This is a genomic window from Alcaligenes sp. RM2 (assembly GCF_052931795.1).
This window is the reverse complement of record NZ_JBRFIO010000005.1, coordinates 189,402-202,269: the sequence shown is the minus strand read 5'-3', so window position 1 is coordinate 202,269 and position 12,868 is coordinate 189,402. Positions and strand designations below refer to the sequence as shown.

At 52.1% G+C, this 12,868-nt stretch carries 10 protein-coding genes; 2 read left to right on the top strand and 8 right to left on the bottom strand.

The annotated features are described in order from the left end of the window. Window positions 1–7: 7 nt before the first annotated feature. Genes ACU6HM_RS16325 through ACU6HM_RS16295 form a run of 7 tightly spaced genes read right to left on the bottom strand, consistent with a single transcriptional unit; the run spans window position 8 to window position 9,134 of the window. On the bottom strand, window positions 8–1,330 hold the full coding sequence (locus tag ACU6HM_RS16325) for a hypothetical protein (RefSeq protein ID WP_446764081.1): 1,323 nt from the start codon (window positions 1,328–1,330) through the stop codon (window positions 8–10). Window positions 1,331–1,332: 2 nt separating this feature from the next. After that, entirely contained in the window at window positions 1,333–3,333 is a 2,001-nt protein-coding gene (locus ACU6HM_RS16320) for a glycosyltransferase (RefSeq protein ID WP_446764080.1), read from the bottom strand. Window positions 3,334–3,337: 4 nt separating this feature from the next. Then, a complete protein-coding gene (locus tag ACU6HM_RS16315; protein WP_031232888.1) occupies window positions 3,338–4,426 on the bottom strand; it encodes a class I SAM-dependent methyltransferase in 1,089 nt (362 codons plus the stop codon). 52 nt (window positions 4,427–4,478) lie between these two features. Then, window positions 4,479–6,722, bottom strand: a complete 2,244-nt coding sequence (locus tag ACU6HM_RS16310) for a glycosyltransferase family 4 protein (protein WP_009458573.1) — start codon at window positions 6,720–6,722, stop codon at window positions 4,479–4,481. 11 nt (window positions 6,723–6,733) lie between these two features. After that, complete coding sequence (locus tag ACU6HM_RS16305; RefSeq protein ID WP_446764079.1) at window positions 6,734–7,495, bottom strand: ABC transporter ATP-binding protein; 762 nt, start codon at window positions 7,493–7,495, stop codon at window positions 6,734–6,736. A 10-nt stretch (window positions 7,496–7,505) separates the two neighbouring features. Then, window positions 7,506–8,297: an ABC transporter permease gene (locus ACU6HM_RS16300; protein ID WP_009458571.1), complete on the bottom strand. Its 792-nt coding sequence runs from the start codon at window positions 8,295–8,297 to the stop codon at window positions 7,506–7,508. A 36-nt stretch (window positions 8,298–8,333) separates the two neighbouring features. Then, on the bottom strand, window positions 8,334–9,134 hold the full coding sequence (locus ACU6HM_RS16295) for a glycosyltransferase (RefSeq protein WP_252605602.1): 801 nt from the start codon (window positions 9,132–9,134) through the stop codon (window positions 8,334–8,336). An 855-nt stretch (window positions 9,135–9,989) separates the two neighbouring features. Here ACU6HM_RS16295 and ACU6HM_RS16290 point away from each other — a divergent pair. Both ACU6HM_RS16290 and ACU6HM_RS16285 read left to right on the top strand, forming a co-directional pair. After that, on the top strand, window positions 9,990–10,745 hold the full coding sequence (locus ACU6HM_RS16290; protein WP_446764078.1) for a glycosyltransferase family 2 protein: 756 nt from the start codon (window positions 9,990–9,992) through the stop codon (window positions 10,743–10,745). Window positions 10,746–10,750: 5 nt separating this feature from the next. Further along, window positions 10,751–11,611, top strand: a complete 861-nt coding sequence (locus ACU6HM_RS16285) for a glycosyltransferase family 2 protein (protein ID WP_446764077.1) — start codon at window positions 10,751–10,753, stop codon at window positions 11,609–11,611. Here ACU6HM_RS16285 and ACU6HM_RS16280 read toward each other — a convergent pair. Continuing rightward, window positions 11,608–12,795 (bottom strand): exopolysaccharide biosynthesis polyprenyl glycosylphosphotransferase, encoded by a 1,188-nt coding sequence (locus tag ACU6HM_RS16280; RefSeq protein ID WP_446764076.1) that lies wholly within the window; start codon window positions 12,793–12,795, stop codon window positions 11,608–11,610. The two genes, ACU6HM_RS16285 and ACU6HM_RS16280, sit on opposite strands and share 4 nt — an antisense overlap. Window positions 12,796–12,868: the final 73 nt, after the last annotated feature.

Here is a 12,868-nt window from a genome sequence, read left to right as displayed (position 1 = left end):
GGCGCAATTAGTCCTTGGCCCGCGATCTCCAGCCAAAATAGATAAAAAACAAGGCCAGCAATCCTGCTAGTACGGTCCAGTAAATGTACCGATAAAAGTTCGAATTGGCCACCAGCAGGTACGACATGGCATTGAGCGTTCCCGAAGCCCCTAAGGCCAGCAAAACATGCCGATAAGCGATATTCCGGTAGAACAGCAAAAATAAGAACAGCAACGCGTTGAACGCCAGCCAGAAATAACCTGCAAAAAGAAAGGGAAGACGATCAGCCACGTAAATAATGTACTGGCCTGTGCTTTCTTTCCAGGCATTGGGCACATCACGGACGTGGTAGAGTTGCAATCCATAATCGATGCTGGGCGCATCAGTGGCAAAAGGTGGATCTAGCGAAATACCGAGGAAACGGACAAATACGGACAGGCGGAACTTCAGATACCGGACTGGATCCGCCAGCACAGCATCCTCCCAGGCCGCCTTCACCTCATCATAATATTCTTTGGTATTGGGTAGCTTCAGGCGAAAGAAATTATCATACGTCCACTGTCGCGCACTATGCTCGACCGCCGAATAGTCCACGCCGGGCACCAGGGAGCGCTGCTCCTGCAAGGAAAAATAACTGAGATCGTCCACCAGAATAACGATCTGAGGATAAGACTCCTTGGCCTTGATGAAATCATACGTAAAGGCACGTGCACTCAGGAACACGGCTGCCATGACGGCGACCGTCGTAGTGACAGCAAATAGAATCGACCTGGAGCGATGGTGTTCCTGGAAAAGCCCCAGAAAATAGAAAAACACGATGGGCAAGGCGGAAAACAGAGTGTTATACCGCAAGGCAACCGCTAGCCACACACAAACGAGAAACGCCGTCACATACCAGCGAGTGCGAGGCAGCAAAAAGAAAACCAGACACCACAACAACATATAGGTCGTGGTGATGTCTTTCCAGACAATCCCCGTCAGTCCAACCACCATGGGCATGAAGCCGAACAGGTAGATCAGTGCTGAACGGCGATCCGGTATAAGGCGCGCATAAGCGATCAGCGCAGTCCACAACAGAAAGATGTGAAGCCACATGATGCCCGACGTCTCTGGAAAGATATGATTGAGCTTGCCCCACAGCCACGCCATCAAAGGAGGATGCCAATCCACATACTCGTTCAGATTGGCTTGCAAAAGCTGATGTAAAGAATCAGGTGTCTTGATGCCGGGGAAAAAGACCAAGTACATCCAGACTACGCCCAGCACCGGAACAAGCAGCAATGCATTGTCCAGACAACCTCGCTTCAACATATCCGACTCTCTCAAAAAATCCGCATGCGCCAAAGGCATGATCACGAAGCCAGAATCTTGTCGAAAAACAGTTCGAAGTTTTTCGTCTTCTCCGACCAGTCCCAATTCTTGATGCTTTCCAGATTTTCCCGCGACAACACGGGAGCCAACTCTTGCCGATTTATATAAAAGTAGCGCAATTTTTCAACCAGTCCTTCAATGCTGCGCTCGAAAATGAAATCCATCTGCCGCGGGCCGAACGCCTCGGGAACGATGCCCACGTCCGTGGACAGGACCGGAACGCCGCAGGCCATGGACTCAAGCACCGGATTGGGCGTACCTTCGATCTTAGACGGGCAGATATAAAGATCGATCCGGGCATAGTAATCAGGCATGTCGTGGTGGCTAATGAACCCTAGCTGACGATCCGCAAGATGCAACTCGATCTCCAGCCCCTCAGCGCGCAGCTGTTCGATGGCAGGCATGAAAACCGAATGAAACCCCTTGAAATCTTCCTGCTCACTCGCCCATTTCGAATTACCCGCCCAGCCCACGACCAACGGCCGCAATCCGATGGAATCAAAACGCTCCAGATTTTTGGGTCTGAACAGGGTCAAGTCGACGCCATCGGCAGTCTCCTGCGTCGGCTCCGGATAGCCGTCGATTTGTGTATAAATAGTCTGCAGCCGCCGGGAGCTGACGGTATAGCCGCACATGAGTTCCATGAACAGGCGCCTGCGGGCCTGGATCTCGGGCTCGGTTAGAAAAAGATGATCATAGACCGCACCCGTCAACTTCAACGGTGCAATGTAGCGCGCATGGAAATCCGCCTCGGAATAGCCTATTCCATAATTGTAATCTTTGAAATACTGCGAATCGATCAAGGTCAGATATTCACGCCAGAAGAAGTGGGCGATATCGCAGCCTTGACACATGAGCAGGATTTGCGACAAATTATTTACCACCCCAGACGGAATGACGACGAATTCATATTTATGGCTCAGGTAGCGGACTATCTGACGCGCAATATTGGCAAAAGCCCAATATTCCGAGTCAATAATCAGCGCTATGCGCGGCCTGGAGGAAACGGCGGATGGGATCGACTCCGGATAGAGCGGTCCCATCCAGTCCCGCAGGGACTCCTGACGATATGACTCCAATTGCTGGTCGATCTCGCGGGGATCCAGTGCCCCGCAAACGTCGATGCCATATTCACGCTTCATTAACTCCGCGAAGCGAGCATCCACGCACGGAGCCTCCACCAGCGGATTATTACCGAGGTCCGGCACGAACTGCTCCTCAAGTCCGCCGTCGGGTACGAAAACCGCTTTGAGGCCATCGCGAAACACCCGCAGGGAAAAATCAAAATCGGCGTACTGCCCCATCAGGCCCGAATCGAACCGTCCTAGCCTTTTCCAGCTAGGCACGAACATCAGGCAAGCATCCAAGCTCAGGTAAGGGCGCCGGAAATGACGGGTGTCCACTGCATTGAACACGCTCTCCCGTGTGCTGTTCAGGAACGCCAGACTACGGCCGTTTAGGAAAAGCATCTCGATGAAGCGCGGCGCCACAACAACATCGGCGACTCCGCGCACGCTAGCATGAAAGCTCAGAAAATGGCTCCCAGTGGAAGACATTTCTGCAATGGCCATATCCAATGGATTGCGCACGAACACAACGTGATCGGTCAGCAGAAAAACCCAACGAGTGTGGACCAGTTCGATAGCGTCTTGAACAGCTGCCATGGTGCCAGGATCCTCGACTTCCCTGCTACGGATCCGGTACCGCGCCGCGTACTCGGCGCTCACACCATCCATGGCTTCTTGCGCACCAACCCCATGAACCAGGATTATCTCGCCTGCAAACTCCGGCATGGCCTGCCAGAGCGAAGCCATGAAACCGGCCAGCGCCCCCTGCAGCCCCTGCTCCATCCTCACAACAAGAGTCAGGTCCTCGCCATTATGACCCAACATAGGTTGGTTGAAATGCGTAAAAGCAGCGGTGTCTTTGCCGCCTTCTAAGCCGGCCATTTCGGCCTGATCCGCGTCTTGAACTGAAGACATGACTTCACCCCCTGATGACGCGCTTTACGCCCATGATGACTCGCTTGAGCGGCGCTGGCACCAAACGGGCCATGCGCGTGTATCGCCAATAACCGGTTTCCATGGTGGCGACGACGCCTTCCAAGTGAGCAATGCGATCGCGAAAGCCCGAATTGTCGGCGCTGCGCAAGGCCTCGTTCTCGGCCCGAAGCGCCGCCATCAGTAAGGCCATGTGACGGTTTTCCTGAGACAGATCCGCCAGCCGGCCTTGCAGACGCACCACATGATCCGACATCTGTTGGATCTGCTGAGTCTGCTGGCCGGGAAAATTACACCACGCGTCGAACATGCGCAAATACGCGTCCATATCCACGGCGAAATAGCTGGCTGCGGCGCTAGCTTTCTCCGACAAGTTCCAGATGCCGGCGTAATAGCTACAATTCTCTACAGTCACCACAGCCGCCTGCTTGTTGGGAATGGCGAAACCCTTGTCGGCGGTACGCACCTGCATCCAGGACTGACCCACCGTGTCATAGTCCCTATCCTGGTCTTTGGGCACAGCACCGAAACCGAACACCGCAGTGCCCAGCGACCACTGCACACTCTCTCCCAGGACATCGGTGGCCAGGTTTTCAAATTCACCGAAGGTGTACTTGCGCAGGTGATAAGGGTTGGACTGTTCAGGCTCGAAATACCAATGGTCGTTCGGGCAGGTGATGTAGAACACCGCATCCGGCTTGGCCATCTGCTTGAGTAGCGTCAAGAACTCACGATCATCGGGAACGTGTTCGATGGTTTCAATGGAGACGACCACATCGAAGAATCCGGCGCCGAACCGATCGCACAGAGTCTGCGCATCAGCCTGCAGGTATTCCACGCCCAGCCCTCCAAACAAGGCACGCGATTTATCTACGGCCTCGGAGGATACGTCGGCCGCGACCACCCGGCTGGCACCAGCCATTTTTAACAAGGCCGCCCCATACCCTTCCCCACAAGCCAGGTCGAGCACAACCTTACCCTTAACATAAGGCAGCACGGCCGAATAGCGAGCCAAATGGATCGCGGCCTCGATGTTGGGGTACTGTGGCGATGCCACCATGTCCAGCCTTTCCATTCCTTAACTCCCCGAAATTTCCGCCAGCCCAGCCGGCTAATTGGCTGCCATTTTACTTTTGGTATGCCTGCAGCGCTGCGACGAGCTGTACTCTTTTTTCCTCATACCTCTGCATATACACAGTCCGGTACGACTGCAGCAAGGCCACAATTTCTTCCCGGTGCGTCAATACCAAATCCAAGCGGCGGCTAATGGCGTCGGGGTCGTCGACTCGCTGCTCGACCAGTAATTCCCCAAGCCGCGGGCTGACGGCGGAATAGACATCTCCGGCCGGTCCAACGATGCAAGGCACGGACAAAGCCCAGCTCTCCAGCGCTGACATCGGACTGCATTCGGTATTGGTCACATACAGATTCACATCCAAACCGTCGAGCAGACGCAGGAACTCGGTGCGCGGCAGCATCGGATAGAATTCGACTCCTCGAACGCCCAGCTCCAGGTTGGTCAACTGTTCCTGATCGAGGTTGGTTTTCAACACGACATTATCACGGCCAGCCAGGGCCAGCGCCTGTACATGGGGATTCTTGTACCAGGAACTGATCGCCGAAAAAAGACCGACTTGTACCTTATCCGATTGGCGAGGCGCCTGCCCTAGCACACTGCTGATGTCAGGAATGGGATTGAACATGTCCCAACTGTTGATTCCCAGCCGCTCGAGGATGCGGTTAAGCCCCGGCTTGATGGTTATGATGCCGTCAATGACACCGCTGTCGTATTGCTTGCGCCACAGGTCAAAATGAGCACGATGCGAGGGTTCCACCCACTGGGCCGGCGAACCATGCCAGGCAAAGAACTGTCGCAGCTGCGGATTGACCCTGCGCAGGCGCTCCGACAATTCGATATGCAAGACCGAACCGCCGCTATAGACGATGGGGTGGCGCCAATTCCTCAATTGCTCAATCAGAGCCTCCAGATACACATGCTTGCGCACCTCAGGAAACTCCTGATCTGAATAGGGAAAGCGTAGACTCTCCTGCTCGAACAATGCTTCCGTGGATGCCGCCACGCCGCGCCACATAGGCGCATACACAACTAGCAAGCCCGCCTGCTCGGATCGCTCCAATTGCCGCTCGTAATACTGAGCCAGCCGCTCGTAGTCTACTGAACTGCCCGTGCCTCCATGAATGACGCGGTTATACAGCACCGCGGCACCCGGGACGTAGCGCCCGATCGGCTTGATCAAGTTCAGTTTCTGGGCTAGGCGCGCTGCCGAGCGAAACCCTGTAATCAAGTTACGGGTGAACCAGCCCATGCGCCGTGCGCCTGCAGCCTCCTTGCGCACACGGCCGTCTTGCTGACTGCGCTGATAAGCTAGATTCAAAAAGCTTACCCATTTGGCCAACAAGGGGCTGTTCGGACCGAAATGCACCGTATAGGCCTGAACATTGTCGCGCTGCATCCGACGGAGTAGATTCTGATCGGAAATCAGCGTTTCCAGCGCTTGTTCGAAAGCCTGCGGATCGCGGTCGATGATCAAAAACTGCTGGGAGGCCGGCAGGACTTCACGCGCGATACCCACGTCCGTTGTCACAACCGCGCAACCGCAGCCCATCGCCTCGATCAGCGTCAAGGGCGTACCCTCCTGCACGGAGGCGATCAAAAGCACGTCCGCTTCCTGCAGGATATCAAGAAGCTGCTCCCTGGGCGTGGAACTCACCGCTGAATCACAACAAACGAATTTGATGCCGGGATGCCGCCGACGCAAAGCCTGAACTGCCGGCTCGATAATGGCGTTTAACCCCTTGTAATCCGAGAATCCGGCGCTCTCTCCCCACTTGGAATTTCCCGACCAGACAATGGTAAACGGGCGGGTGCCAGAATCGACAGGCGTGTCCACTACCGGCACGTCAGGCCAATCGAAGATGACATCGTCGGGATCGGCCACAACAGGATCGGCACAATACAGCTCATGCAGATCACGGCACGTGGTGAAATAGCCGTCCACGAACTTGAACAAGGCCGCCCGATCCAACAATTCCAGATGGTTGGAATACAGATAGTCCGGCACGTGTGTGGAAACAGCCATGCCCACGAACCTGCGATAGTGCGACGAAGCGCCATCCACGACCGAGAGCAGCAGTTTCAGGTGTTCGCGAAAAAAGAAATGGACATGATCAAACTGCTGTTCAGATAAATGCTTGAGCAGCAAAGCGGGGTTGGAAAAATCCTCCCAGTAAAGGATGGCGCATTGAGTATGCGCCTGCAGCTTGGTGCAAAGCGATCGGGCAACGTTGTCAAATGCCCAATTGCGGATATCGACGATGAAAGCAATGTGCCTGGACTTGATAGGCTGCATGGGCGCCCCCTTCAAGACTTGGGCTCGGCCAGATAGGCCCAATAGGCCTGCAAGCCCTCCATGACATCACCTACAAAACGCAGCTTGCCTCCTTCCAGCCACATGACTTTGTTGCACATATCGATGATGACCTCAGCCGAATGCGAAGCAATAAACACGATATTGGCCTTGTCCTGGAAGGCCTTCAAGCGGGCATTGGCTTTTTCCAGAAAGGCAGCATCACCCACACCGATTACTTCGTCGAGCAACAGCAGCTCAGCCTCGACTGCCGTCGAAATAGCGAAAGCCAGGCGAATGCGCATGCCAGACGAATAAGCGCGAATGGGCAGGTGCAGATAATCACCTAAATTGGTGAACTCGGCGATCTCAGCCGTCTTGGCCTCGATTTCGTCAGGTGTCATGCCCAGCAGCATGCCGCGCAGCTTGATGTTCTGGTAGCCAGTCATGGAGTCGTCCATGCCCAGGCCCATTTCCAGAAGAGCCACTGCCTTGCCCTGAATCTCCAGATGTCCGGCGGATGGCTCGTAAATACCGGCTAACACCCGCAGCAAGGTTGACTTGCCCGAACCGTTAGAGCCTATCAGCCCGACTCGGTCGCCATCACCAAACTCGAAACTGATGTCCTGCAGTGCACGCACCACTGTGATCCCGTTGCCACTGGCTCCAATGCGACCAGAGGCCAGCTTGTTAAGCATACGCATTTTCATGGAACGGCCGCTCAGTTCGTAGACCGGCATCTCCACCACCAGATTCTGTGCTTTGATATAAGACATTCAGCTACTCCTAGACCCAGTACGGAATACGCGCACGATATTTTCCGTGCATAAAAATACTCAGCAAGGTTCCAAGGACAGCCAATCCTAGACAAACCATCCAGCTCAACATAGGTACAGCAGTGCCCAACAGGGGACCCCGAACCACTTCAATCAAATGCGCAAAAGGGTTCAAATCAATCAACAAAGGATATTTCTGCAGCATGTCACGCTTGAACAGAATCGGGGTAATGTAAAAGATCACCTGGATAAAACTGGCTACGATCTGGGGCAAGTCCCGAAAACGAGCACAGAGCAACGCCAACAGCGTAACTGCCCACATCAGATTCCAAACAACCAGCGCAAACCCCAGCACAAAAAAGTGGAGTTGATGAATGAAATCAATCTTAAAGATCAACAGCACCAGGATGACGATCACAAAGTTGTGCGCCAGCACAATCATATTGCGCCATAAGGTCTGAAACACAAAAAGCCCACGCGGCAGTGGCACTTGCTTCAGATAGGGGCTCGCACTGATGTACGCATTACAGCCATCGTTAATTGTGGTAGAGATAAAAGCCCAAAACACAAAACCAATGGCCAACAAAGGTAGATACTCACTTAACTCCGCCTTAAACAAGGTGCCATACACCAATCCCAGTGCGGTGACAAGAATCGCCATGCTGATTGTCAGCCAAAAGGGGCCTATCTTCGAGCGCGCGTATCGTTGGCGGATCTCAACCCAACCCAATAATAGCCAGAGACTACTGGACCGCAAGCTCTGCGCCATATCCTGATAACCAATGCTGAAAAATCGTTTCATTCCACAACCTAGAAAAAACTGGCCTGTCGTCTGCCGTCAGGTCCGGCGCCGTAGTTGGCCAGCGTAGATAGCTCCACGCAAGGAGTCAGAGAGTAAACGCACCGGAATTCTAATACTTAAATTTCGGGTGAACTCAAAAATGTTGGTGAAGCCCCAGCTCAGAAACTTACGCTGGATATCGTACTCAAGGCGCGCATATCGTTGTCCGCCGCGGCGAGCAATCATGTTACGCCCAGCTCGTACCCAGACCGTTGGTTCATTCATATTGTCCAGCCGGGCACCTTGCAACAGCAAACGCACCCACAATGCATAGTCCTCAAAACACTGATCATTCTGATAGTTGCCAGCTTCCAGAACACGTTGCTTACGGAACATGACCGCCATATGGTTGAACGGATTGCGCCACCGCGCATAGCGAGTCAACTCGCGCTCTCCGCAGGGTACGGATTTCAACAGCAGATTCGGCTCCTGATAACTATGCTCAAACTCCAAAATCGAAGAGCTGAAAGCATCAATACCTGGATGAGCCTGAATAAAAGCGAGCTGGCGCTCAAAGCGATCGGGCATGCATAAATCATCAGTATCAAATCGTGCTACCCATTCATGACGGCAGTGCAACAAACCCTCGGCCAAAGCAGGGCCCAGACCACAGTTTTTCGGTAGTGGCACAATTTTCAGGGGCAGCCGCCCTTGGAAGGATCTTATAACCATCAACAGAGGTTCAGATACGGGACCGTCCAACACGAGCACCAACTCGTCAGGCAGCACACTACCCTGGCAGATACTCTCCAGGGCCAATCGACAATGCTCTGGTTCGTCCCCGTCGTAGGTGGACATCAACAAGCTAAACAATGTGGACATAGAAGACGAGAGTGTAGGGTCGTTAACAATAAATCTAAATAATTCTCATTAAAGAGTTAATCAGCCGCGCTATTTAACCATCTATTAGAACAACATTAAGCCGACCATATAAAGCAACTTGTAACACTCCTTAAGCGAAAGGTAGCACTCAACCCAAAAACCTACTTCTTGAAGTGCAGAAAAAACAACATATCAAAAACAGCCTCTCTTTTAACAAAGAAAAAGTGTCTCGATAGGTAAATCCAGAAAAAACCTTCTAAAATAAGTCAATAAAATCAATGCACTGGAGTATAAAAGCCTGTATTAATTAATGTTTTTTAATCAACAAGCCATAAAGCAGATGCTATTTACCCTGAGTCTGTGTTTTCGAACAGGATAAAACCGAGCGGTTGTAAAAGAGGTGATTAATTAAATAAAAACAATCATGATCAAATTATCACTACAGACAGTGATAATTTTTTCGAAAACTCAAATTAAACGACGTAGCCATTTTCCCATTCAGGCGAACAAGTCACAAGACCTTTTTCCCAACCCAGCCACTCTAGGAATCATATAGACTTCCTGGAGTCGCGAACAACCACTATGCAACAAACAACTTTTCTCTCAAAGCTCCAGGCCTCTTGGTAGCTGAGTTCAAATTCATACAATTTAGGTTGTTAACCACTATAATAACTAGCCCTTTCCTTGCTGCTCATTGGGCTCCGTACCGAGCCAAATCAAGCATGCATGAAGCTAAGACCCGAACCTTTGGGCCAAGCGCCTCCCTTGCAACTTGCCTGACAAACAGCTACCAAGCGATTTCTTTCATACGCGTCACGCGCCACTCTCTCCATGAGCGCCATCCAGCCAGCTACGGTCAGCATTATCATGCCAGCCTTTAATGCTACCCATACCCTCCCCCATTCCCTGGCGTCTGTACGCCAACAAAATTACCCATATTGGGAGTTGTTGGTCATTGACGATGGATCCAGTGACAATACGGCGGACTACACAGCAGAGCAGGCACGGAAAGACCCTAGAATCAAGCTCATCCGGCAAGTCAGAAACCAAGGGGTCGCAGCTGCACGCAACGCAGGCATTGCTGCTGCCCAAGGCAAATACATTGCTTTTTTAGATGCTGATGATCTTTGGCTGCCAGACAAGCTCAGCCGACAAATCAGTGCTATGCGGGAGAATCGCGCTACCGTTTCCATGACTGCCTATTACCGTTTCAATCAGGCCCCGGAATGGCAAAGCACAACCACTCCACCTAATTGGTTAAGCTATACAAGCCTTCTAAAAGGAAATGCGATAGGCAACCTGACTGGCATGTATGATTGCCATGCAATAGGAAAGGTATATCAACGCTCTGTACGCCATGAAGACTACTTGATGTGGCTGGAAGTGGTTCGTAAAGCAGGCAGAGCACTTGGACTACAGGAAGTTTTGGCAGCCTATCGTGTCAGTGCTGGCAGCTTGTCGGGCAACAAGGTCAAATCCATACAATGGACTTGGCAAATTTATCGTCGCCATCTAAAGCTACCTTTTGTACAGTCTATCTACTTAATGTTTCACTACGTAGTGAAAGCAGCTTTGAAACGAGCCTAGACACCATGAGCCATGTCGAGCAGCCACTACCGTGGGTCGACTTCATCCTAGTGAATTACAACGGTAGCAAAAAAATTGTCGAGACTATTGACAGTATCAAGCAGCACTGCGCTTCACACCTTTATTCCATCACCATCGTTGATAATGCGTCTACTGACCAAAGTTGCCGCCTGATTGCCGAGCAACATCCTGACGCCCAGATCATTCAAGCAGACCAGAACCACGGCTTTGGCAGAGCCTGCAATATCGGTGCTGCTCAAACTCAGGCCCCCTACATCCTGCTAATCAACCCAGATGCTCGACTACAGACAAACGTACTGAGCATCTTTGAACAGTTTCTGAACACATACCCTAACAAACCCTTGCCTATTCTTGGCGGATTAGCACTAGACGCAAAAGGGCGCCCGGAATTTTCCTTCGAACGTTTTCCAAACTGCTACACCTTGTTCTTGAAAGCTTTGGGTTTGGGGCGTTTATTGCAAAGCCGAGATGCATACACCAACCCCACGCAAGTCGATCACGTATCTGGAAGCTTGCTACTGATAGGCCGAGAGCAATACGCCGCCCTAGGTGGCTTTGATGAACAATTTTTCTTATATTTTGAAGAAACTGATCTGCAATTCCGCGCGCGGGAAATCGGTATTATGTCCTACCATATTCCAGCAGCACGCTATTTTCATGAAGCTGGAGGCACCTTCAGCGACTCGTCTTTCCGTAGCCGATGCTATAGCAACGGCTTGCGCACCTATCTACGCAAGCGTTATGGTAAAGCCGGCTACCTTATATTTACCGCTTATAGTGGATTGACCCGCATCACTCGCCCTGCTCGCGATGCCGTTAAACGCCTTTTGGCGGGCAAGCACTAACGCGCCCCAAAACCAGTAAGCATGGTCTTCACCGTCAAAAATACGATATAAATATCCAGCATCACCGAGCAGTGTTTGATGTAGTAAAAATCGTGCTCGATCTTGACGCGTGTCTCGTCCTCATTGGCTACATAACCCTGACGAACTTGCGCCCATCCGGTAATACCAGGCTTCACAACGTGACGGTAGCTATAGAACGGGATCTTCTCGTCGAACTCCCGCACAAAAGAAGGTTGCTCTGGGCGAGGGCCGATCAAGCTCATCTCGCCTCGCAGCACGTTATAGAACTGCGGCAGCTCATCAATACGTAACTTGCGAATGATTTTGCCCACACGAGTAATTCGAGGATCATCCTCCCCAGCGAACTGCTCGACCACACAATCCTGGTCAAAACGCATGCTGCGCAGCTTGTAAATAGTGAACTCACGATTTCCCAAACCAATCCGCTGCTGGGAGTAAATGACCTTGCCAGGACTTTCCAGGCGAATCGCCAGCATTGCCAACAAGCACACCGGCACCACCACCACGGAACTGAGAATGACCATGGCATAGTCAAAAATCAGCTTCAAGATCTCGTAGCCTCGTGATGGCAGCAAAGAGCCAATCGTATTTTCCGACATGCGATCAATCTTGACGCGCCCAGTCAGCGATTCAAAGACCTGCCTGGAGTTATAGACCGCTACTCGATCCAGCGCACAACGTGTCAAGAAACGTTCTGCAGCAGGCTGAACACAGGAAAAGTCCGCCACCACCCCATCATAGCGATACCCGGCAAGATCATAGTCTTTCAGCAAGCGACCATCCAGGCCTGGCAGGTCCAGCAAGGTTTCGGCCTCTCCCCCAGGAACAATCGCCAATTTCAGTACTCGATAACGGCTGGTAAACAAACTCTCCAACAAGAACCATGCCAATGCCAGAAAACTGCTGCTTAACAATAAGGCTCGCGAAGCGTCGTAACGAAATACAAAGCTGGTGATGTAAATAAGGGCATAGGTCACTCCTACCGTAGGAATAATCAACCAGGCACTACGTGCTCCCGGATAGCCTTGTTGGCTTTTATCGATCAGCAGCTTGCAAGCTACGAAGGCCACGATCACCAGAACCAGTGCAGTACGCTGCCCATTATCCAGGTTCCACAAAGGTCCCCACCCCCACAGCAACAAAACAGGGACAAGCACCACCACGGCAAATCCAATTAACCACGAGCTTGGCCCGGATAATAGGAGTATCTCGTGCAAACGCTTAAACCGCCTGATT